The sequence below is a fragment of the Aliiroseovarius crassostreae genome (genome assembly GCF_025137635.1).
In the GTDB taxonomy this organism is placed as follows: domain Bacteria; phylum Pseudomonadota; class Alphaproteobacteria; order Rhodobacterales; family Rhodobacteraceae; genus Aliiroseovarius; species Aliiroseovarius crassostreae.
Map to the genome: position 1 here is coordinate 2,728,527 of NZ_CP080772.1, position 21,474 is coordinate 2,750,000.

16 protein-coding genes, 1 tRNA gene and 2 rRNA genes (1 of these 19 cut by a window edge) are annotated in these 21,474 nt (G+C 57.2%); 14 read left to right on the forward strand and 5 right to left on the reverse strand.

Annotated features, from left to right (window positions below; genetic code table 11):
• Position 1: 1 nt before the first annotated feature.
• Positions 2-697 carry a flagellar type III secretion system pore protein FliP gene (gene fliP, locus K3J57_RS13070; protein ID WP_173486941.1) on the forward strand — a complete coding sequence of 232 codons (696 nt, stop codon included), beginning with the start codon at positions 2-4 and terminating at the stop codon, positions 695-697.
• 4 nt (positions 698-701) lie between these two features.
• Here fliP and K3J57_RS13075 read toward each other — a convergent pair whose 3' ends face one another.
• Both K3J57_RS13075 and K3J57_RS13080 read right to left on the reverse strand, forming a co-directional pair.
• Complete coding sequence (locus K3J57_RS13075; RefSeq protein ID WP_259796235.1) at positions 702-1,910, reverse strand: mandelate racemase/muconate lactonizing enzyme family protein; 1,209 nt, start codon at positions 1,908-1,910, stop codon at positions 702-704.
• A gap of 3 nt (positions 1,911-1,913) precedes the next feature.
• Positions 1,914-3,539 (reverse strand): GMC family oxidoreductase, encoded by a 1,626-nt coding sequence (locus K3J57_RS13080; protein WP_259796237.1) that lies wholly within the window; start codon positions 3,537-3,539, stop codon positions 1,914-1,916.
• A gap of 124 nt (positions 3,540-3,663) precedes the next feature.
• Here K3J57_RS13080 and K3J57_RS13085 point away from each other — a divergent pair, with 124 nt between their 5' ends.
• The 10 genes from K3J57_RS13085 to pdxR all read left to right on the forward strand — a co-directional run bounded on the left by K3J57_RS13085 (position 3,664) and on the right by pdxR (position 17,282).
• Complete coding sequence (locus K3J57_RS13085; protein WP_259792299.1) at positions 3,664-4,569, forward strand: LysR substrate-binding domain-containing protein; 906 nt, start codon at positions 3,664-3,666, stop codon at positions 4,567-4,569.
• A gap of 323 nt (positions 4,570-4,892) precedes the next feature.
• On the forward strand, positions 4,893-6,851 hold the full coding sequence (gene acs / locus K3J57_RS13090; RefSeq protein ID WP_254449738.1) for an acetate--CoA ligase: 1,959 nt from the start codon (positions 4,893-4,895) through the stop codon (positions 6,849-6,851).
• A gap of 4 nt (positions 6,852-6,855) precedes the next feature.
• Positions 6,856-7,542: an adenylate kinase gene (locus tag K3J57_RS13095; RefSeq protein ID WP_259785137.1), complete on the forward strand. Its 687-nt coding sequence runs from the start codon at positions 6,856-6,858 to the stop codon at positions 7,540-7,542.
• A gap of 61 nt (positions 7,543-7,603) precedes the next feature.
• Positions 7,604-7,861 carry a DUF4212 domain-containing protein gene (locus tag K3J57_RS13100; protein ID WP_055192854.1) on the forward strand — a complete coding sequence of 86 codons (258 nt, stop codon included), beginning with the start codon at positions 7,604-7,606 and terminating at the stop codon, positions 7,859-7,861.
• Between the two features lie 17 nt (positions 7,862-7,878).
• Entirely contained in the window at positions 7,879-9,666 is a 1,788-nt protein-coding gene (locus tag K3J57_RS13105) for a sodium:solute symporter family protein (protein ID WP_173487984.1), read from the forward strand.
• 97 nt (positions 9,667-9,763) lie between these two features.
• Positions 9,764-11,590: a DUF294 nucleotidyltransferase-like domain-containing protein gene (locus K3J57_RS13110; RefSeq protein WP_259796239.1), complete on the forward strand. Its 1,827-nt coding sequence runs from the start codon at positions 9,764-9,766 to the stop codon at positions 11,588-11,590.
• Positions 11,591-11,613: 23 nt separating this feature from the next.
• A complete protein-coding gene (locus K3J57_RS13115) occupies positions 11,614-12,138 on the forward strand; it encodes a hypothetical protein (RefSeq protein WP_259785139.1) in 525 nt (174 codons plus the stop codon).
• Between the two features lie 3 nt (positions 12,139-12,141).
• The gene (locus K3J57_RS13120; protein WP_259792303.1) at positions 12,142-13,557 is read left to right on the forward strand and encodes a 3'-5' exonuclease; all 1,416 of its coding nucleotides are present in this window, start codon (positions 12,142-12,144) and stop codon (positions 13,555-13,557) included.
• 138 nt (positions 13,558-13,695) lie between these two features.
• Complete coding sequence (locus K3J57_RS13125; RefSeq protein ID WP_259792305.1) at positions 13,696-15,756, forward strand: molybdopterin-dependent oxidoreductase; 2,061 nt, start codon at positions 13,696-13,698, stop codon at positions 15,754-15,756.
• A 92-nt stretch (positions 15,757-15,848) separates the two neighbouring features.
• The gene (gene pdxR, locus K3J57_RS13130) at positions 15,849-17,282 is read left to right on the forward strand and encodes a MocR-like pyridoxine biosynthesis transcription factor PdxR (RefSeq protein WP_259796242.1); all 1,434 of its coding nucleotides are present in this window, start codon (positions 15,849-15,851) and stop codon (positions 17,280-17,282) included.
• 74 nt (positions 17,283-17,356) lie between these two features.
• Here pdxR and K3J57_RS13135 read toward each other — a convergent pair.
• Positions 17,357-17,433: transfer RNA gene (locus K3J57_RS13135), tRNA-Met, on the reverse strand.
• Between the two features lie 139 nt (positions 17,434-17,572).
• Between K3J57_RS13135 and K3J57_RS13140 the strand changes: the two genes are divergently transcribed.
• From K3J57_RS13140 to K3J57_RS13150, 3 genes are all read left to right on the forward strand, one after another.
• Positions 17,573-18,088, forward strand: coding sequence for an acyloxyacyl hydrolase (locus tag K3J57_RS13140; protein ID WP_259776042.1), 516 nt, complete (start codon positions 17,573-17,575; stop codon positions 18,086-18,088).
• Between the two features lie 95 nt (positions 18,089-18,183).
• Positions 18,184-18,453 (forward strand): hypothetical protein, encoded by a 270-nt coding sequence (locus tag K3J57_RS13145; RefSeq protein ID WP_259796243.1) that lies wholly within the window; start codon positions 18,184-18,186, stop codon positions 18,451-18,453.
• A 65-nt stretch (positions 18,454-18,518) separates the two neighbouring features.
• Positions 18,519-18,803: a hypothetical protein gene (locus tag K3J57_RS13150; protein ID WP_259796244.1), complete on the forward strand. Its 285-nt coding sequence runs from the start codon at positions 18,519-18,521 to the stop codon at positions 18,801-18,803.
• Between the two features lie 91 nt (positions 18,804-18,894).
• Here K3J57_RS13150 and rrf read toward each other — a convergent pair.
• A 5S ribosomal RNA gene (gene rrf / locus K3J57_RS13155) occupies positions 18,895-19,009 on the reverse strand.
• 119 nt (positions 19,010-19,128) lie between these two features.
• Positions 19,129-21,474, reverse strand: a 23S ribosomal RNA gene (locus K3J57_RS13160); it runs 485 nt beyond the window's last position.

The window sequence follows — 21,474 nt, forward strand, 5'->3', positions numbered from 1 at the left end:
CATGATGCTGGTGCTTCCAACATCATTGTCCGCACAGGACATCGCCATCAGCCTTGGCGACGATGGATCGTTGGCAACCCGCTCCATCCAACTGATGATTCTCATCACATTGCTCAGTCTGGTTCCCGGACTGGCAATCATGGTCACCTGTTTCCCGTTCATCGTGACCGTGCTGTCAATTCTGCGTCAGGCCATCGGGTTGCAGCAATCCCCCCCCAACATGCTGATCATCAGCCTGGCCCTTTTCCTGACTTACTTTGTGATGGAACCGGTGTTCAACGAAGCCTGGCGCCTTGGGGCGGAACCCTACACGACGGGTGAAATGGCATTGGAGCCCGCATTCAATGCCGCGCTGGAACCCTTTCGCGGTTTCATGGCTAATCGGATTGACCCCGACACGTTCCAACATCTTGCTTCGCTGCGCCCCGATGAAACGGGAGAGCTGGCGGCCTCATCCCCCTTGTCGATCCTTGTGCCGTCCTTCCTTCTGTCCGAAGTGGAACGCGCTTTTCAGATCGGTTTTCTGGTGTTTCTACCGTTCCTCATCATTGATCTGGTTGTCGCGGCCATCCTGATGTCAATGGGGATGATGATGGTGCCGCCGGCCATCGTGTCCCTGCCCTTCAAACTTGCCTTCTTTGTCGTAGCCGATGGCTGGACGTTGATTTCCGGGGCGCTGGTCCGAAGTTACTTCTGATACGTCAAACCTGCACTGGGCTTGTCTGCGGCTCCAGATGCAGCGCCTGACCATCATATGGCATTGCTGCAATCGCCGCATCGTCCAACTCTACCCCCAGTCCCGGAGAGCTGGGCGGAATGACATAGCCGTCCTGCCAAACGATCCCCCCCAAGATCACATCGGTATAGGGCGCGTCAAAACGCCCGATACTTTCCAAAATCAGAAAATTGGGACTGCAGGTCGCGATCTGAATATTCGCCGCGGCCACCACGGGGCCACAATACAGATGCGGAGCAATCTGGGCCTGTCGGGTCTCTGCCATTGCGGCAATTTTCTTTGCTTCAAGGATGCCACCAACACGCCCCAGGTTCATCTGAAGAATAGACGCAGCCCCTGCTTCCAGAAACCTTGCAAATTCATGCTTGCTACAAAGGCGTTCCCCCGCCGCAACCGGAACCGAGGTAAAACGCGCCACTTCGGCCATGTCAGCTGGGTTTTCCGGGGGGACAGGTTCTTCGAACCAGAGCGGATCATAGGGTTCCAGCCGCCGCGCCAACCGTTTGGCTCCCGACACGGTAAACTGCCCATGGGTTCCAAAGAGCAGGTCCGCGCGCATCCCCACCGCTTCACGGATCCGTCTGCAAAACATCTCACTCCGCTCGAGATCTTCCAGCCGGGGCTGGCGACCATCATAAATGGTATACGGGCCAGCGGGGTCGAACTTGACCGCCGTAAATCCCTGCTCGACCATTTTCAGCGCCGCTTCAGCCGCAAGATCCGGATCGTTATAGACATTGGGCTGGGTCTCATCCGGGTAAACATCCCCTTCCGGCGGGTAAAGATAGGTATAGCTGCGCAACCTGTCATGTACCTTCCCACCGAGGAGTTCGTAGACCGGCTTGTCAGCGGCCTTGCCTATGATGTCCCAACAGGCCATCTCCAGCCCACTGAGAACCCCCATAACGGTGATATCGGGGCGGGCCGAATAGCCAGCGCCATATGCCGACCGCCACATGTGCTCAATATGATGTGGATCGCTCCCATGAAAGTGACGTCCGAACATGTCCCGCGCCATGGCCGCACAGAGGTCAGGACCAAAGGTGGCGTTATAAATCTCACCCACACCGGTCACACCGCATCTGGTGGTCAGGCGCAGCAGGATAAAATAGCGCCCCCCATGGCGCGGCGGCGGGTTCCCCACGACAAAGGTTTCAATTTTATCAAGCTGCATGGTTCATTCCTCTCTGCGGCACAGGTCGCGAAAAATCAACTCAGACGCCCGATATGCCAACATCATGGTCGGCGCATTGGTGTTGCCCGACGTGATATTTGGAAAGGCCGAGGCATCAACCACCCGCAAACCGCGCAAACCACGCACCCGCAGGCGATGGTCCAGCACAGACACGCCATCATCCTTACCCATTGCACAGGTTCCACAGGGGTGAAACACCGTGCCGGCCCGTTGCCGGAAGTTCTCCAGCATCTCTGGTTCCGTCATCTTCAGCAGGTCCGGTTCGTGCCTGGTCTTGGTGACCGATTTCATCGTCGACGTGTGCGCCAGAGTCTTCAGAAGGTGCGAGGCCAGAATGGCGTCGGTCACATCGTGCGGGGTCGAGAGGGAACAGGGCGATATCCGGGGCGGAGACCGGGGATCGGCAGAGGTGATCTGGATATGTCCACGGCTGGTCGGACGACACGGCTGCACCGACAGAATAAACCCCGGATCACGACCCATTTTCGGCTTGCCGTTCTCAGGAATCAAATAGGTGGCCGGATTACAATAAAGCTGAAATGTCGATTGCCCGGCCCCCGATCTGTCCCGGATATATCCCCCCACCTGGTTGACCGGCACACTCAGCGCACCACCACGCGTCAGGGCATATTGCAGCGCCGCAACGCCCAGCCCAACAAAGGATCCAAGACGGTTGTTGAGCGTCGGTTTGGTCGCGGCAAAATGATGGGTGATCGCCAGATGATCCTGCAACCCAGCCCCCACGCCGGGATGGTCTTTCACAACCTCAACACCAACCCTGTGCAAAAGCTCACCGGGTCCGATGCCGGATAGCTGCAGCAACTGGGGCGAGTTGATTGCCCCTGCACTCAGGATCACGCTGGCACGCGCGCGTGCAAACCGGCGCTGGCCTTTCGAGAGGAAATAAACGCCGTTCGCCCGACCTTCCCTTACCGAAATGCGGTCAACCATGGCGCCGGAAATGACCCTGACATTCTGCCGTTTTCGGGCGGGTTTGAGAAAGGCATCCACCGCCGACCAGCGCCTGCCTTTCCATACCGAGCTTCGATACCGCCCCACCCCCTCCGTTTCGACCTCATTCATATCATCGACAACCGGCCAGCCCATTTCCATTGCCGCCTGCAGAAAATGGTTGCTGAAAGGGTGCATATCCCGGCTGAGGTCGGATACGAAAACCGGCCCCGACCCGGTCACGCGCAGCTGCCCGTTCTGGTCCCGGGTCACACGGGTTTCCATCAGGTCATAGCTGCGGCGGACCGTGTCCCAGCCCCAACCCACAGCGCCCGCCTGTTCCCAATCTGCAAAATCCCGCGGCAACCCCCGCACATAGGCCATGGCATTGATCGAGCCGGACCCGCCAATCACCCGTCCACGCGGCCAGTAAGCCTGACGCCCGGCAAGGCCCGGATCAGCCGAAGCCACATATCCCCAATTCAAACGAGGATCTGCAAATGTCCGCGCATACCCCACCGGCAGTTTGATCCAGGGATTGCGTGCCTCTCCGCCCGCTTCCAGAACAAGCACGCTGAGCGCACCCTCGGCACTGAGGCGCTCAGCCAGAACGCATCCCGCGCTGCCGGCCCCGACAATGACAACATCAAATTCCATTCCCAAAACCATTTGGCTGGCGTCAAGATCATGAGAAGCCAAGCAAAGCCACAATTCAAACAATGGTTTTGACGCCTTTGCCTAAACTATATTTAATGCTTTTATTCCGAACCCAGGCAACAGCATGACCACACTCCCGCATATGATCTGGTTGCGCAGTTTCGAAGCCGCCGCCCGCCTTGGCAGTTTCACCAATGCCGCGCAGGAGCTGAACCTTACCCCGGCTGCGATCAGCCAACAAATCCGGTTGCTGGAACAACATCTTGGTGCCCCCCTATTCACCCGCCTGCCCCGAGGTGTTGCCCTGACCGATATTGGTCACGCCTATGCTCAACCCATCCGCAAATCGTTTACCGACATGCAGGAGGCGACAAATGGGTTATTTGCCCGGCCTGCCAAACGTCCGCTCCGCATACGGGCCTCAATCAGCTTTGCCACACTGGTCCTTGCCCCGCGCCTTGGCGCGTTTCAAAAAGACCACCCGGATATCGACCTGCAAGTCAGCACCAGTGTCTGGACGCCAGCTGCGGGCAAAGAACCGGTGGATCTGGAAATTCGATATGGTCACGGGGATTGGGCCGAACGGGACATCCGGCCACTTGGGCATCGGTTCGGGATCTTGGTCTGCACCCCGGATCTGGCGCGGGGCCTCGCCCCCTCCGACGGGTTTGACAAACTGGCTGAACAGGCCATTCACATCATCGGATCAGAAACCGACTGGGGGCAGATGGCGACCCTGCTGGGACGGCCCTACCCACACACCCCACCAATCATGAAAGTTGATAGTTCGCTGATGGCACTTCAGGTTCTGACCACCGGGTCAGGGGCGGTTATTGTTGCCGAAGATTTTGCCCGTGACTTTCTGGACCGGGGGCACGTCATCTGCCCATTACCCCACCGTCTGCCACTGAGCCGCAGCTTTTATGCCGTTGCGCCAGATCACAACAACACAAACCCTGACGTTCAGACTTTCTGTGGCTGGTTGCTCCAATCAATCAACCCAGACGAATCCCCAGACAATCTGCCCTGAATTTTCGAAATCCGCCCTGTAAATCGCGCAGCCACCCCCGTTTCTTTTGACATTTTCAGGACCCAAAACAAAAAGCTTGCCCCCAGATGTCCCGGCCAGGATCCGGTGCAACACCTGACATTACGTTAAGAACACATCCCTTTTTATTTCACAGTTAAAGGAATTTACAAAATTCACACATGAAATGGAAATAAATTTACCAAAAAACTGTTGCTACACATCGGGTTACAACAGTATTTTCCGCGACAGGAGGGCTGTATTTGCAAAGTAAATCACTTTGCGCGCAAATACAGAAAGAGAGATTACCGGAGGAGACCATGTCCTTGGACGACGTTACAAAGCAAGTATTTGCACCAAATTCGGATTTCGTTGCTAACGCCCATGTCGATGCAGCCAAATATGACGAGATGTATGCCGCATCGGTCAATGACCCGGACGCCTTCTGGGGCGAGCACGGCAAGCGCATCGACTGGATCAAACCATTTTCGGTTGTAAAGAACACAAGCTACGCGCCGGGCAATGTCTCGATCAAATGGTTTGAGGACGGCACGCTGAACGTCTCGGCCAACTGCGTTGATCGCCACCTGGAAACCCGTGGCGATCAGACCGCGATCATCTTTGAGCCGGATGAGCCGACTGAAGAAGCCCAGCATATCACCTATCGCGAGCTGCACGGACATGTCAGCCGGATGGCCAATATCCTCAAGGATCTTGGGGTGGGCAAAGGTGACCGGGTGATCTTGTATCTTCCGATGATCCCCGAAGCTGCCTATGCGATGCTGGCCTGCGCCCGGATCGGCGCAATCCACTCGATCGTCTTCGCCGGCTTCTCGCCTGACGCGCTGGCCGCCCGGATTGATGGCTGCGAAGCCAAGCTGGTCATTACCGCAGATTTCGCACCGCGCGGCGGTCGCAAGACCCCCCTCAAAGCCAATGCCGACCTTGCCCTGGATCACGCTGAAAACAACCCGCAGATGCTGGTGGTGCGCCGCACCGGTGGCGACGTGGCCTGGGTGGATGGCCGTGACCACGATTACAACGCGCTGGTGGAAACCGCATCCGCCGATTGCCCGCCTGCGGAAATGAATGCCGAAGATCCGCTGTTCATCCTCTACACCTCAGGCTCAACCGGCCAGCCGAAAGGCGTTGTGCATTGCTCGGGTGGCTATCTTGTCTGGGCTTCGATGACCCACGAGATCACCTTTGATTACCACGATGGCGACATCTACTGGTGTACCGCGGATGTGGGCTGGGTGACCGGCCACTCGTATATCGTTTATGGCCCGCTGGCCAATGGCGCGACCACGGTGATGTTCGAAGGCACCCCGACCTATCCGGACGCAAGCCGCTTCTGGCAGGTTTGTGAAAAGCACAAGGTCAACCAGTTCTACACCGCGCCGACCGCGCTGCGTGCGCTGATGGGTCAAGGCAATGAATTTGTCGAAAAATGCGACCTGAGTGACCTGAAGGTGCTGGGCACCGTGGGCGAACCGATCAACCCTGAAGCCTGGACCTGGTATCACGAGGTCGTCGGCAAGGGGAACTGCCCGATCGTTGACACCTGGTGGCAAACCGAAACCGGTGGTCACATGATGACCCCGCTGCCGGGCGCACATGCCGCCAAGCCGGGCGCCGCAATGAAACCGTTCTTTGGTGTGCAGCCGGTGGTTCTGGAACCCACATCGGGCGAAGAAATCCACGAATACCCGACCGAGGGCGTTCTGTGCATGAAGGACAGCTGGCCGGGCCAGATGCGCACCGTCTGGGGTGATCATGAGCGGTTCGAGAAGACCTATTTCTCGGACTACAAGAACTACTATTTCGCAGGTGACGGCTGCCGCCGTGACGACGATGGTGACTACTGGATCACCGGGCGTGTGGATGACGTGATCAACGTGTCGGGCCACCGTATGGGCACCGCCGAGGTGGAAAGCGCGCTGGTGGCACATGAGGCCGTGGCCGAAGCCGCCGTGGTAGGCTATCCGCATGACATCAAGGGTCAGGGCATCTATTGCTACGTCACCCTGATGAACGGGGTCGAGCCGACCGAAGAGCTGCGTAAGGAACTGCGCACCTGGGTGCGCACCGAGATCGGCCCGATCGCCAGCCCCGACCTGATCCAGTGGGCCCCGGGCCTGCCGAAAACCCGGTCCGGCAAGATCATGCGCCGTATTCTGCGCAAGATTGCGGAGAACGATTACGGCGCGCTGGGTGACACCTCGACCCTTGCCGACCCGACTGTGGTTGACGAGTTGATCGACAACCGCATGAACAAGGATTGATCAGATGGACGGCATGAATACCCAATCCGCTGCTCCTGTCCTGATCCTGCTTGGCCCCCCCGGGGCCGGCAAAGGCACGCAAGCGCGGATGCTTGAGGATAAATATGGTCTGGTGCAGCTGTCGACCGGTGACCTTCTGCGGGCCGCTGTGGCTGCGGGCACCGACGCGGGCAAGGCTGCAAAAGCCGTTATGGAAGCAGGCGAACTGGTTTCCGACGAGATCGTCATCAATATCCTGCGCGACCGGCTGGGTGAAGCCGATTGCGCCAAAGGTGTGATCCTGGATGGTTTCCCGCGCACAACGGTTCAGGCAGAAGCGCTGGACGCGCTGCTGTCGGAAACCGGGCAGCGTATCAACGCAGCCATCAGCCTTGAAGTGAACGATGACGACATGGTCACGCGCATTTCCGGTCGCTACACCTGCGCAGGGTGCGGCGAAGGCTATCACGACACATTCAAGCAGCCCGTCAAAGACGGTGTCTGCGACAAATGCGGCGGCACGGAGATGAAACGCCGGGCCGACGATAATGCCGAAACCGTGGCAAGCCGCCTGACGGCCTACCACGCTCAAACGGCACCGCTGGTTGCGTATTATGACGCGGCCAACTGCCTGCAAAAAGTCGATGCCATGGGAGCAATCGACGAAATCGCGGGCACCCTGAGCGAGATTGTCACATCGGCAACCCGCTAAGGGAAACCGGCGATATCAGGAGGATATCGCTTTTCTGAACGGAGAAGAGGGAGGAGGCTTCATGTCTGACAACTCATCCAACAACGCGTATTGGAAAGCCAATATTCGCATCATTCAGGTCAGCCTCGTAATCTGGGCGCTGGTCTCTTTCGGGTTCGGCATCCTGCTACGCCCAATGCTGAGCGGCATTGCCGTCGGCGGAACTGATCTGGGCTTCTGGTTCGCCCAGCAGGGTTCGATCCTTGTGTTCCTGGCACTGATCTTTTTCTACGCCTGGCGCATGAACAAACTCGACGCCGAACACGGCGTGGACGAATAAGAGGGATAGAGGGACACATGGATCAGTTTGTACTCAACTGGATCTTTATCGGTGCAAGCTTTGCGCTTTACATCGGTATTGCAGTATGGGCCCGCGCGGGCTCGACATCTGAATTCTATGCGGCTGGCCAGGGGGTTCACCCCGTCGTCAACGGCATGGCAACCGGCGCTGACTGGATGTCAGCGGCATCATTCATCTCGATGGCGGGTCTGATCGCCTTTACCGGCTATGACAACTCGTCCTTCCTGATGGGTTGGACCGGCGGCTACGTGCTGCTTGCCCTGATGCTGGCGCCTTACCTGCGCAAGTTCGGCAAGTTCACCGTGTCGGAATTCATTGGTGATCGCTTCTATTCGCCCACCGCACGCCTGGTGGCCGTGATCTGTCTGATCGTGGCGTCGACCACTTACGTGATCGGCCAGATGACCGGCGTTGGCGTGGCCTTTGGCCGCTTCCTGGAAGTGGACAACACCACCGGCCTTCTGATCGGTGCAGCCGTTGTGTTCGCCTATGCCGTGTTTGGCGGCATGAAGGGTGTGACCTACACCCAGGTGGCGCAATACTGCGTTCTGATCATCGCCTACACCATCCCGGCGATCTTCATCTCGCTGCAGCTGACCGGCAACCCGATCCCGGCCCTGGGCCTGTTCGGCGATCACGCTGCTTCGGGTGAACCGCTTCTGATGAAGCTGGACCAGATCGTGACCGAGCTGGGCTTTAAGGAATATACCGCCCACCACGCTGACACGCTGAACATGGTTCTGTTCACCCTGTCGCTGATGATCGGTACCGCTGGCCTGCCGCACGTGATCATGCGCTTCTTCACCGTTCCCACCGTATCGTCGGCCCGTTGGTCGGCTGGTTGGACCCTGGTGTTCATCGCGCTGCTCTATCTGACTGCTCCGGCTGTTGGGGCCATGGCACGCCTGAACATTTCGGACATGATGTGGCCGAACGGCACCTCGTCTGAGCCTGTTTCGGTTGAGATGATGGAAACCGACGAGCGTTATGCGTGGATGGCAACCTGGCAGAAGACCGGTCTTCTGAACTGGGAAGACAAAAACGGCGACGGCAAAATTGCCTACTTCAACGACAAGAACCCCGAGAAGGTTGCCGCAATGGAAGCCGCTGGCCTGGGTAGCGAAAATGAACTGGTCAAGTTCAACCGCGACATCCTGGTTCTGGCCAACCCGGAAATCGCCAACCTGCCGGGTTGGGTGATTGCTCTGGTGGCTGCCGGTGGTCTGGCTGCTGCTCTGTCGACCGCTGCGGGCCTTCTGCTCGCAATCTCGTCGGCCGTGTCGCATGACCTGATCAAAGGTGCGATCAGCCCGAATATTTCGGAAAAAGGCGAGTTGATGTCGGCGCGTATTGCCATGGCTGTAGCCATCGCAGTTGCAACCTATCTGGGTCTGAACCCCCCGGGCTTCGCCGCACAAACCGTGGCTCTGGCCTTCGGTCTGGCTGCTGCGTCGATCTTCCCGGCTCTGATGATGGGGATCTTCACCAAGGTGAACAACAAAGGCGCCGTGGCTGGCATGCTGGCCGGTCTGGTTGTGACCCTGATCTACATCTTCCTGCACAAAGGCTGGTTCTTCATCCCGGGCACCAACTCGTTCTCGGATGCTGACCCGCTGCTGGGCACCATCAAATCGACCTCGTTCGGTGCTGTTGGCGCAATGATCAACTTCATCGTGGCCTTCCTGGTATCGAAATCGTCGGAGGCCATTCCGGCCGAGATCAACGAACTGGTGGAAAACGTCCGCATCCCGAAAGGGGCAGGCGCTGCTGCTGCAGACCACTAAAAACTACGTCGAAGGCCGCCTCTTGGGGCGGCCTTCTTCCCTTTTGCCCCAAAGGGTGTAAACCTTTGCTGGCAACAAGAATTTCAAAGGCTGACCCATGCCGCTTTCTCCTGATCAGATCCACCGTTTCCTGAAATCCGTACACCCCTATGACAGCCTCCCGGCTGAGGCCCTGCAGTCGCTTGTGCCCGCCATGGTGGCGCGCTCCTATGCCAAGGACGAGGTCATCTATGACGTCGGGGATACGCTGAGCGGGATTTACATCATCCATGAAGGCGACGTCGAAGTCCGGGATGAAAATGGTGTGCTGATCAGCCACCTGCATCTGCGAAACTCATTTGGTGAGCGCGGGCTTTTGCGTGATGGACAGGCTGTGACCCGGGCCATGGCGGAAAGCGACAGCACGCTGCTTCTGCTGCCCACGGAAACGTTTTGGGACCTGCACAATGCCCACACGTCAGTCCGCCGCTTCTTTGACCGCAATCGTGGACAGAAAGATGAGCCGAACAACCTGTCCACCGTCACGGTTGACAGCCTGATGGCCCCGAACCCGATCACCTGCGCCCCGGATCAAAGCATTCAGGCAGTGGCGCGGAAAATGGGCGAACATAAGATTTCCTCGGTCTGCGTTCTTGATGACCAGACCCTGACCGGCATCGTCACCACCCGCGATATTGCCCATCGCGTGGTCGCCGAGGCCCGTGACATTTCCGGTCCCGTGTCCGATATCATGGCGCAAGACCCGATCACCCTCAGCCCCAACGCCATCGGATCGGATGTTCTGCACCTGATGATGGAAAAACGCGTGGGCCATGTGCCGATTGTCGAGGCGGGCAAGCTGGTGGGGATCGTCACCCAGACCGACCTGACCCGGTTCCAAACCGTCAGCTCTGCCGAACTGGTGCGCGAGATTGCTGTCGCCCACTCTGCTGAGGACATGAAGCACATCACCGCCCGCATCCCGCGGCTGCTGGTTCAGCTGGTTGGGTCGGGCCTGTCGCATCAGATTGTGACCCGGCTGATCACCGATGTGGCGGACACCGTCACCAGACGCCTGCTGACGCTGGCCGAAGACAAGCTTGGCCCTCCTCCTGTGCCGTATCTCTGGCTTGCCTGCGGCAGTCAGGGGCGTCAGGAGCAGACCGGGGTCAGCGATCAGGACAATTGCCTGATCCTGCATGACGATGCGACAGAGGCTGACCGCGACGGCTATTTCACCCAACTCGCCCAGTTTGTCTGTGATGGTCTGGATACCTGCGGGTATGTCTATTGTCCGGGTGATATGATGGCGACCAATCCGCGCTGGTGTCAGCCATTGTCCGTGTGGAAAAGCTATTTCACCGGGTGGATCAACAAACCCGACCCGGAGGCACAGATGCTTGCCTCGGTGATGTTCGATCTGCGCGCAATCGGCGGTGATAACTCGCTGTTTGATGGTCTTCAGAAAACAACATTGGAGCTGGCCGCCAAGAACTCGATCTTTGTGGCGCATATGATTTCGAACAGCCTGAAACACACGCCCCCCCTTGGCCTGTTGCGGGGGTTTGCCACGATCCGCTCGGGAGAGCACAAGAACCAGCTGGATCTGAAACATAATGGTGTTGTGCCGGTTGTCGATCTGGGGCGGATCTATGCGCTTCAGGGAAAGCTGAGCGAAGTGAACACCCGCGCACGGCTGGAGGCGGCCCAGCGCGCAGGGGTGCTGAGTTCCTCTGGCGGCAGTGACCTGCTTGATGCCTATGACCTGATCGCCGACACCCGGCTGGAACATCAGGCCGCACAGATCCGGGCCGGCGATGCCCCTGACAATTTCCTCACCCCATCTGACCTTTCAGATTTCGAGCGCAGCCACCTTCGGGATGCGTTTGTGGTGGTGAAATCGCTGCAAAGCTCAATCGGGCATGGCCGGGGCACTCTTGGATAAAATGCAAGGACGGACAGAAACGCATGTTTTTTGAATCAATCGCCACCGTGTTTGCCGGTCTTGCCATGGCCGGCATTGTGATGGCCGTGAACCATACAATTCGCGGCCGACTGCCGAAATGGGTCATGCCCGTTGCTGCCGGGCTGGCGATGCTCGCCGCAACCATCGCAAATGAATATGCCTGGTATGGGCGCACGGTGGACTCGCTGCCGGAGGGGCTGACGGTCATCATGGAGAGCGAAAACCGGGTGGCCTATCGCCCCTGGACCTATGTCGCGCCCTTTGTCGACCGCTTTGTCGTCGTCGACACGTTTTCCGAACGCACCCATCCCGACCAGCCCAACCTGCGCGTGGTCGATACCCTGTTTCTTGGCCGATGGTCGGCGCCGAACAAGGTCCCTGTCCTGATTGATTGTGCCGCCAATACCCGCGCGCCGCTGAGTGACGCGATCACAATTGGTGATGACGGAAGCATCAGCGGCGTTGACTGGGTGTCGGTCGACATGACGGACCCGCTCCTGTCCAATATCTGCCGTAAAGGAGGCTGATCCATGAAACCGCTTCACCGCCTGTCACTACGTTTCAGGAATTTCCTGTTCTTCGCGTTTCTGGCCCTGGCGGTGATCATGGCAACCTTTGGGGCGCTTTATCTGGGCTACCGGCGGGCAGACGAGTTTGGCACCGCATCGGCCTTTACCTTTGCAGGTGTCGTCGCCCTGTTTTCGCAATTGGCCATCATCACGGGGATATGGTTCCTGTTTGATGAGAACATCGCCCGCCCGATCGAACGGCTGGCCGCCAATCTGCGCGCAAAAGTTCACGCCAAGGCGGGTGGTATCGACAAACATGACGGGCGCTATCTTGGTGATCTGGTCGAAGCCACGGAAAGCGTCACCAGACAGCTCTCGACCTCGACCATGGATCAGGCCAGTGCGGTCGCCCATGAAACGGCCCGCCTGAATGCGGACAAGGCCAGGCTGACCGCGCTTCTGTCGGAAATTCCCGTGGCCATGGTGCTGGTCAACCCCAACCACCAGATTGTTCTTTATGACAGCCAGGCCGCGGGCATCCTCTCTCAGGTTTCCCCGCCCCGCCTGAACGCCTCGATCTTTGAATATTTCCAGAAGGGCCCCTTTATGGAGGCCTATGAGAAGATGCTGGAAACCGGCGATGAGCAGGGCTTCTCGGATCGTTCCGCACATTTCCAGTTTCATTTTGACGTGCGGATCAAACCGCTCGACAGCGGTGATGGATACATGCTGGTGATTGACGATACCCACGCCGATTTCGCGCCAGACGCGGCCCGTCCGGTGGTGTTCGACTTCGAACTCATGCAGTCCGAAGCCACAGGCGATCTGTGGACAGCCAACCTGAACGATCTGACCTTTGTGGTGTTTGATACCGAAACCACCGGGTTGCAGCCGCACAAAGATGAGATCGTGCAGATCGGGGCCGTCCGCGTGATGAAGTCCAAAATTGTCCCCGGCGAGCAGATTGACATGCTGGTTGATCCAGAGCGCCCAATTCCGGCAGCGTCAACAAAGGTGCATGGGATCAGCGACGCAATGGTCACCGGGGCGCCCACCGTGATTCCGGCCATAAAAAAGCTCTACAGCTTTGCGGCAGGTGCCGTGCTGGTCGCCCATAACGCCCCGTTTGACATGGCCTTTTTGCACAATCATGAAAAGGAAGCGGGGCTGGACTGGAACCACCCGATCCTCGACACGGTTCTGCTGTCTGCCGTTCTGTTCGGACGCACGGAAGTCCACACGCTGGATGCCTTGTGTGATCGTCTGGATGTGGTCATCCCGCCCGAACTGCGTCACACCGCCTTGGGCGATGCCCATGCCACGGCAGAGGTCCTGTGCAAGATGCTGGCGATGCTGCAATCTCGTGGTATTGCCACCCTTGCCGAGGCCGTGGCAGAGGCGAAAACGCATTCGCGCCTCCTGAAGGACCTGAACTGATCCTGGGCAGCCTCTGTCCGGGGGGCTTCACCCCACAGGGCAAATAAATTGGTATGGTTGTTTGGTTGGGTTTTGGCGCTTTCTGGGCCTCCCTTTCAGCGGTAGCGTCATGGGATCTTTGTTCCTTCGAGGTTCCCCATGTCCCGACAAACCGATACCCTCTCCCTCCCCAGCGTCTGCCCATTGGACTGCCCTGACACCTGCAGCCTGTCAGCCAGGGTTCAAGGGGACCAACTGCTTGGGGTCAAAGGATCAAAAGCAAATCCCTACACGGATGGGGTGATCTGCAACAAGGTGGCACGGTATTATCCCGAATTCGTGCATGGAAAAGCGCGCCTGACCCGCCCGTTACGGCGCGTTGGGGCGCGTGGCGAGGGCAGGTTTGAACCGATCAGCTGGGACACAGCACTTGACCTGATCCATGACGGTTTTACGCAAGCCATCGCCCGCCATGGCCCGGAAACCATTCTGCCCTTCAACTATGCCGGCCCCCATGGTGAGCTTGCCGGAGGCTCAATGGACCGGCGGTTCTTTTATCACATGGGCGCCACCTTGCTGAACCGCGGCCCCCTGTGTGGCGGCGTGCGTGGCGGGGCCTATGCCAGCCTGTTTGGCAACGCCCCCGGAATGCCGCCGGAACAAGTGCTGCATTCCGATCTGGTTCTGGTCTGGGGCAACAATGTCACGGTGTCGAACCTGCACCTTGCGCCCGTGTTGAAAAAGATGCGGGCAAGTGGGGGCAAACTGGTGGTCATTGACCCCAAGCGGACCAAAATCGCCGAACAATGCGACCTGCACATCCAGATCCAACCAAATACCGATGTCGTATTTGCCATGGCCCTGGCCGCCGAATTGGAGCGTCAGGCGGCGCTGGATGGTGACTTCATCGCGCAATGGGTGGAGGGGGGCGACCGCTATCTGGCGCAGGCCCGAACCTATTCGGTCGAGAGGATGGAAGAGATCTGTGGCATTCCTGCCCATGAGTTTCAAACCATCATCGACATGATAAAAGCCGCGCGAAACATGGCTTGCGCGCTTGGCAATGGCATTGAGCGGGGGCGGTCGGGCGGCTCGGGCCTTCGCGCCGCCATGGCCCTGAACGCGCTGACCGGCCATCACGGTCGCCTGGGGGCCGGGGTTGTTGCCAAGTCAGGCCTCGCGACACCCAAAAACCAAAGCCGCCTGCACGGGGACCATCTGCTGAAACCCGGCACACGGGTGCTCAATATCGTTGATCTGGGCGCTGCCCTGCAGGACAGGACGCTCGCCCCGCCAATCACCGCTGCAATGATCTACAATCACAACCCGGTTGCGACACATCCCGATCAGTCCAACCTTATCAGGGGCCTCATGCGCGAAGATCTGTTTCTGGCCGGGTGTGACGTGACCATGACCGACAGCATGGCCCTGTGCGATGTCATCCTTCCTGCCGCCACACATTTCGAACATGACGACCTGTTCGGCGCATATGGGCAAAACTACCTGCAACGGGCGGAGCCGGTCATCCCCCCAGTCGGGGAGGCCCTGCCAAACACCGAGATTTTCAGGCGGCTTGCGACCCGTTTTGGCTATGATGACCCGGTTTTCAAGTCCAGCGACCAACAGTTGATGGATGAGGCCCTCCTCTCGGAACATCCGCAGCTTCAGGGCACAAAGGGCAGCGCCCTTCCGACCGACCGCGCTCTTGAAATGCGCTCCAATGCTGGGGACGATATGATCATGTGCCAGACGGTCACGCCGCAGACCGCCTCTGGCAAGATCGAACTGTTCAGCCGGGATCTTGAGGATCGGTTCGGTTTTGGCGTGCCACGGTATGACCCATGCCAGCAAGATCTTCCATTTGTGTTGATCAGCCCCAGTTCGGACAAGCGCACCAACTCCACCTTTGGCGGGCTGGATGCCTCACGCGGGCCCGAGCAGGTCGAAATGCATCCATCCGACGCCGCACGGCGCGGGTTGCAAGACGGTGAGCTGCTGAGCGTATTCAACCATCGGGCAGAGGTCACGCTGACCCTGAAACTGACAGATGCCACACTTCCAGGAGTGCTTTATTCCCCCAAGGGCACCTGGCGTGCCACGTCGCAAACGGGCCTGACCGTCAACGCCCTGATCCCGGCCGATCAGCGCACCGATATTGAAGATGGAGCCTGCTATCACGAAACCTATGTTGATGTCCGGCAGTCGGAACGCACCGGGTAAAGCCGGCCCGATTCGAACCGAAGGCCCTGCAAGTTTGCGCGAAGTTTGGTTTGATCCTATTATCACGAAGTAGATGATATCAACGGACCAATATGCAAGACACAACCTGGTTAGGGTTCGCATTAGACCGCAGTTCCAAAACACCGGTCTTTGAACAAATCTGCGTAGAAATCCGCAGGCGCGCCATTTCCGGTGCCCTGGTGGAAGGAACCGCCCTTCCGCCGACCCGCGCGTTTGCAACCGAGTTGGGGGTGTCGCGCTCAACCGTTGTGACCGCATATGAACAGCTGATCGCTGAGGGGTATGTCAGCAGCCGACAGGGGTCTGCCTATCGCGTCTGCGCGTTGGGGGAGGTTGAGCTGAGCCGGGCCACACCCACTGCACCATCCAACCCGCATCATGTTCCGCCGCCCGCTCCGCCGGTCACACAATCCACGCGCACCCCCATGCCATTTAAAGCCGGTCAGCCGGACATGCGCCTGTTTCCACACCGACACTGGGCCAAAGCAGTGGCGCGTGTCTGTCGTGCAAATCCAGAAGCGATGCTGCTGGGCGGGGATCGGTTTGGCAATCACGACTTGCGCACGGCCATCGCAGCACATGTTTCGGAATGGCGGGGCATAGCAGCCTCTCCTGACCAGATCTTCATAACCGCCGGCTCAACCGACGCGTTGGAAATCTGTCTGCGCACCCTGACCTCACGAGGGGACAAGATCGGGCTGGAAAGTCCGGGCTACCCGCCCCTGCGCCACTTTGCTTATGAACACGGGCTGTCCATACAGAACCTTCCGCTGGATGATCAGGGCGCTCAACTGCCTGACCTTGATGCCCCTGCCCGTCTGGCCGTTTTGACCCCCTCCCATCAATATCCCCTTGGAGGGGCCATGTCGCCCCATCGTCGGCTTGCCTTTCTGTCCTGGGCCAAAGCCGCCGATTCCTGGATTGTCGAAGATGATTATGACAGTGAGTTCCGCTATGCAGGGCGGCCAATACCGGCGATGGCCGGGTTCGATTGCCTGAACCGCACGATCTATATCGGCAGTTTTTCAAAGATCTTCTCAAACACTTTGCGCCTTGGCTACGTCATCTCTCCGAACGAGCTGCTTCCGCAATTTCGCAAAACACTAAGGCGGTTTGGACACCACGCCAGCTATATGCCCCAACAGGCGCTTGCAGATTTCATGACAACAGGAGAGTTCTATCGGCACTTGCGACGTGTTCGGCGCACATATGGCGATCGTCGGCAGTTCCTTCTGGAGCGCCTGCGCCGGGACTTCTCAGGCTTTGGGTCATTTGCGGATCATCATGCCGGGATGCAGATTGTTTTTCACCTGAAGCCCGAATTCAAGGACCGCGTAATTGCCAAACGCGCAGAGGAAAAGGGGGTTAAGGTTCAGGCCTTGTCCGCATATGTGGCTGAACAGTGCGACCTCAATGGCCTGATCCTGGGGTTCTGCGGCTGCTGTGAACAGGAAATGGCCCCGGCATTGGAACGTTTGCTGTCCTGCTTTGCGGAAAGCATCTGACCCAGCCCCTTGATCCGAAAACAAAGAAGGTCGCCCAAAGAGCGACCTTCTTATGTCTGACCTATGTCAGTATTTGGTTGCGGGAGTAGGATTTGAACCTACGACCTTCAGGTTATGAGCCTGACGAGCTACCGGGCTGCTCCATCCCGCGACAGTGAGGCTGATATACGCCCGCGCGTTCGGAACCACAAGGGGGTATGGCAAAAAACTGTCATATTTCTTTCGCAGCCAGCAGACGGGTGACAAATCAGGGCATTTGCCCTAACTCTCTGTTTTGAAAGGACGCTCTCATGGATGGTACTTTAGCGGTTGTGTTTCTGCTGACGGGGTTGATTGACATGGCAGTCAATCACTGTGACCGGGGTTGCATGAGCGCTGTCTGGAGTGGGGTGCGCCACACTGTGTCTGCTGGCCAATTGGTGTTTGAGGCGGATGTGATCGGGCAGGAAGCCTATTATCGACTGGATGCACCCGTCTCTTTCGGTCCCTTCCGACCCGCGGTTGGCCTGTCAGTAGATACCCATGGGGATCTCTGGATCGGCGCCGGGGCGGTCAATGAGTTTACAACCGCAGAAGGCCACGCCTATGCCGAGCTTAGCTTCATGCCCGGCCGTTGGATCCGGGGTGAAACTGGTCCCGTCCTCGGTTACCCATTGGAGTTTCGGTCCGGCCTGGAGGCCGGTATCTATCGGGAAAATGGTGACCGTGTTGGTGTGTCCCTCGATCACCGCTCAAACGGTAGCCTGGGCCGCCCGAACCCTGGACTTGAAACCGTTCTGATGCGGTATTCTCGGCAGCTTCAATAATTCAGCCTGCTCTCAGCAAGATCATTAACTCTTCCACATTCGAGTGCTCGCTTGGCAGTTTCAGTGCTCAAATCATCGGGGCAAAGTCATATAATGTGGGTGATTTTTTTGAGTTGGATACGACTGAAGTGTTCGAACGAGATTTGAATCTTTTTCAAAGTATCGATGTGCCGGGGATAACCCGGGATGGCGAACGTAACTGGCTTTCAGGTATCCTTGAAAATGTTCTGGATAGGGATACAGCAATGCTCAGAATTCATGAAACCCAACTGTTATTTGAATATTCAGGTTCTCTGGCTGGGTATAAAGATAGACCAGTTTCGTTAATGGCCATGAGATTGCAACTCTTCCCAACTAATTATTAGCCCTCCAATGCCAAATCTAAGCAGAAAACAGTTCTGGCCCGCTATTGGAAGTGAAGTTCATGTACATGGAAGTTAACGAAGCATTTACAAAGAATGGCTGGATGATCATCAAAACCTTAGGTGCATTAGACTCAGCTTATCTGTCTGAAGATCTTGCTCAATTTCGAAAGGGCTCTACTACTGTTGACTTTGGCTTCTATGGTGATGGCACCCATTCAGACCAAGGTGAGTTTATCATTTTCGCGATCAAGTATGAAGATTGGGAGCACCCAATAATTGAGTTTCATTCCAATGCGTTCTCTGTGTGTTTAGATGAACTATGCCTATATGCAAAACAATTAGGATCCTAACTGCCCCCCGCACGCCAAACGCCGCCTCCTTATGGAAGCGGCGTTTTTGTTTTGTTTGATCGTTATGAGAGAATGTTTGGATTTTTACTAGGTTTGGCGGTGACCTACTCTCCCACGTCTTAAGACGCAGTACCATTGGCGCGACAGTGCTTAACGGCCGGGTTCGGGATGGGACCGGGTGTTTCACTTGTGCTATGACCACCAAACCGAGTAAAAATCCAATTTTGTCCAAGTCAGTACACTTTTGTGTATGCTTTTGATTTATCAGTAAGATGCGCTATCGCTTTGCTACTTGAGCGCTGCGTAGGTTTGCTTTCTACTGGATCAAATCAAGCCTATCGGACCATTAGTACCGGTCAACTGAGCATGTTACCATGCTTACATCTCCGGCCTATCGACGTGGTAGTCTTCCACGGTCCTCAGGGATACCTTGTTTTGAGGGGGGCTTCCCGCTTAGATGCCTTCAGCGGTTATCCTTTCCGATCATAGCTACCCAGCACTGCCGTTGGCACGACAACTGGTCCACCAGTGGATCGTTCACCCCGGTCCTCTCGTACTAGGGGCAACTCCTCTCAAGTATCCTACACCCACGGCAGATAGGGACCGAACTGTCTCACGACGTTCTAAACCCAGCTCACGTACCTCTTTAAATGGCGAACAGCCATACCCTTGGGACCTGCTCCAGCCCCAGGATGAGATGAGCCGACATCGAGGTGCCAAACACTGCCGTCGATATGGACTCTTGGGCAGTATCAGCCTGTTATCCCCGGCGTACCTTTTATCCGTTGAGCGATGGCCCTTCCACTCGGGACCACCGGATCACTATGGCCGTCTTTCGACTCTGCTCGACTTGTCAGTCTCGCAGTCAGGCTGGCTTCTGCCATTGCACTCAACGAGCGATTTCCGACCGCTCTGAGCCAACCTTCGCGCGCCTCCGTTACGCTTTAGGAGGCGACCGCCCCAGTCAAACTACCCACCACGCAGGGTCCCGGATCCGGATAACGGACCGCGGTTAGACATCAAGCAGAACAAGGGTGGTATCTCAAAGGAGGCTCCACAGGAACTGGCGTCCCTGCTTCGAAGCCCACCACCTATTCTGCACATGTTGTGCCTGATGCCAGTGCGAAGCTGTAGTAAAGGTGCACGGGGTCTTTCCGTCTAACCGCGGGAAGCCTGCATCTTGACAGGCAATTCAATTTCGCTGAGTCGATGTTGGAGACAGCGGGGAAGTCGTTACGCCATTCGTGCAGGTCGGAACTTACCCGACAAGGAATTTCGCTACCTTAGGACCGTTATAGTTACGGCCGCCGTTTACCGGGGCTTCAATTCGGTGCTTGCACACCTCCTTTTAACCTTCCGGCACCGGGCAGGCGTCAGACCCTATACGTCGTCTTGCGACTTCGCAGAGCCCTGTGTTTTTAGTAAACAGTCGCCACCCCCTGGTTTGTGCCCCCAGTCAATACTTGCGTAGAAACTGGGCCTCCTTCTCGCGAACTTACGGAGGTATTTTGCCGAGTTCCTTCAACATCGTTCTCTCAAGCGCCTTGGTATACTCTACCTATCCACCTGTGTCGGTTTAGGGTACGGTCTCATGAAGGGCTATTTCCAGGAACCTCTAAGCTGCCCATTCAATCCAATAAGGATGAACAACCTTCGAGATCCGTCACTTCCTTCTGGCCCAGGAATATTAACCTGGTTCCCATCGGCTACGCCTTTCGGCCTCGCCTTAGGGGCCGGCTTACCCTGCTCAGATTAGCTTTAAGCAGGAACCCTTGGATTTTCGGCGAGGGGGTCTCTCACCCCCTTTGTCGCTACTCATGTCATCATTCTCGCTAGTGATCTCTCCACCGGATCCCTCACAGGCCGGCTTCACTGAAAGCTCCGATCCTCCAATGACCCCGAAGGATCTAAGGAGGAATGGAACTATGTCACACTACGCTCTGCTACCGCGTGCATAAATGCACACCCTAAGCTTCGGCTCATGGCTTGAGCCCCGGTACATCTTCGCCGCAAGACAACTTATTTAGACCAGTGAGCTGTTACGCTATCTTTAAAGGATGGCTGCTTCTAAGCCAACCTCCTGGTTGTTTTGGTCGTCTCACCTGCTTTCCCACTTAGCCATGAATTAGGGGCCTTAGCTGTAGGTCAGGGTTGTTTCCCTCTCCACAACGGACGTTAGCATCCGCTGTGTGTCTGCCATATAGTACTTCCCGGTATTCGGAGTTTGATTAGGATCAGTAAGGCTGTGGGCCCCCATTACCCATTCAGTGCTCTACCCCCGGGAGTATTCGTATGACGCTCTACCTAAATAGATTTCGCAGAGAACCAGCTATCTCCGAGTTTGATTGGCCTTTCACCCCTAGGCACAGCTCATCCCGATCTTTTTCAACAGATGTGGGTTCGGTCCTCCAGTGCGTGTTACCGCACCTTCAACCTGGCCATGCCTAGATCACTCGGTTTCGGGTCTGATCCACCTAACTCATTCGCCCTATTAAGACTCGCTTTCGCTACGCCTACACCTAACGGCTTAAGCTTGCTAGATAGACCAAGTCGATGACCCATTATACAAAAGGTACGCCGTCAGCCCGCAAGGGGCCTCCGACTGATTGTAGGCGTTCGGTTTCAGGTACTGTTTCACTCCCCTCGTCGGGGTGCTTTTCACCTTTCCCTC

What these genes read in the sequence shown, in the direction of transcription:
- K3J57_RS13110 (WP_259796239.1), top strand. Translation starts at nt 9,764, where the DNA reads ATGCCGCTTTCTCCTGATCAGATCCACCGTTTCCTGAAATCCGTACAC.
- K3J57_RS13120 (WP_259792303.1), top strand. Translation starts at nt 12,142, where the DNA reads ATGAAACCGCTTCACCGCCTGTCACTACGTTTCAGGAATTTCCTGTTC.
- K3J57_RS13140 (WP_259776042.1), top strand. Translation starts at nt 17,573, where the DNA reads ATGGATGGTACTTTAGCGGTTGTGTTTCTGCTGACGGGGTTGATTGAC.
- K3J57_RS13100 (WP_055192854.1), top strand. Translation starts at nt 7,604, where the DNA reads ATGTCTGACAACTCATCCAACAACGCGTATTGGAAAGCCAATATTCGC.
- K3J57_RS13085 (WP_259792299.1), top strand. Translation starts at nt 3,664, where the DNA reads ATGACCACACTCCCGCATATGATCTGGTTGCGCAGTTTCGAAGCCGCC.
- K3J57_RS13150 (WP_259796244.1), top strand. Translation starts at nt 18,519, where the DNA reads ATGGAAGTTAACGAAGCATTTACAAAGAATGGCTGGATGATCATCAAA.
- K3J57_RS13075 (WP_259796235.1), bottom strand. Translation starts at nt 1,910, where the DNA reads ATGCAGCTTGATAAAATTGAAACCTTTGTCGTGGGGAACCCGCCGCCG.
- K3J57_RS13125 (WP_259792305.1), top strand. Translation starts at nt 13,696, where the DNA reads ATGTCCCGACAAACCGATACCCTCTCCCTCCCCAGCGTCTGCCCATTG.
- pdxR (WP_259796242.1), top strand. Translation starts at nt 15,849, where the DNA reads ATGCAAGACACAACCTGGTTAGGGTTCGCATTAGACCGCAGTTCCAAA.
- K3J57_RS13115 (WP_259785139.1), top strand. Translation starts at nt 11,614, where the DNA reads ATGTTTTTTGAATCAATCGCCACCGTGTTTGCCGGTCTTGCCATGGCC.
- K3J57_RS13095 (WP_259785137.1), top strand. Translation starts at nt 6,856, where the DNA reads ATGGACGGCATGAATACCCAATCCGCTGCTCCTGTCCTGATCCTGCTT.
- K3J57_RS13080 (WP_259796237.1), bottom strand. Translation starts at nt 3,539, where the DNA reads ATGGAATTTGATGTTGTCATTGTCGGGGCCGGCAGCGCGGGATGCGTT.
- fliP (WP_173486941.1), top strand. Translation starts at nt 2, where the DNA reads ATGATGCTGGTGCTTCCAACATCATTGTCCGCACAGGACATCGCCATC.
- K3J57_RS13105 (WP_173487984.1), top strand. Translation starts at nt 7,879, where the DNA reads ATGGATCAGTTTGTACTCAACTGGATCTTTATCGGTGCAAGCTTTGCG.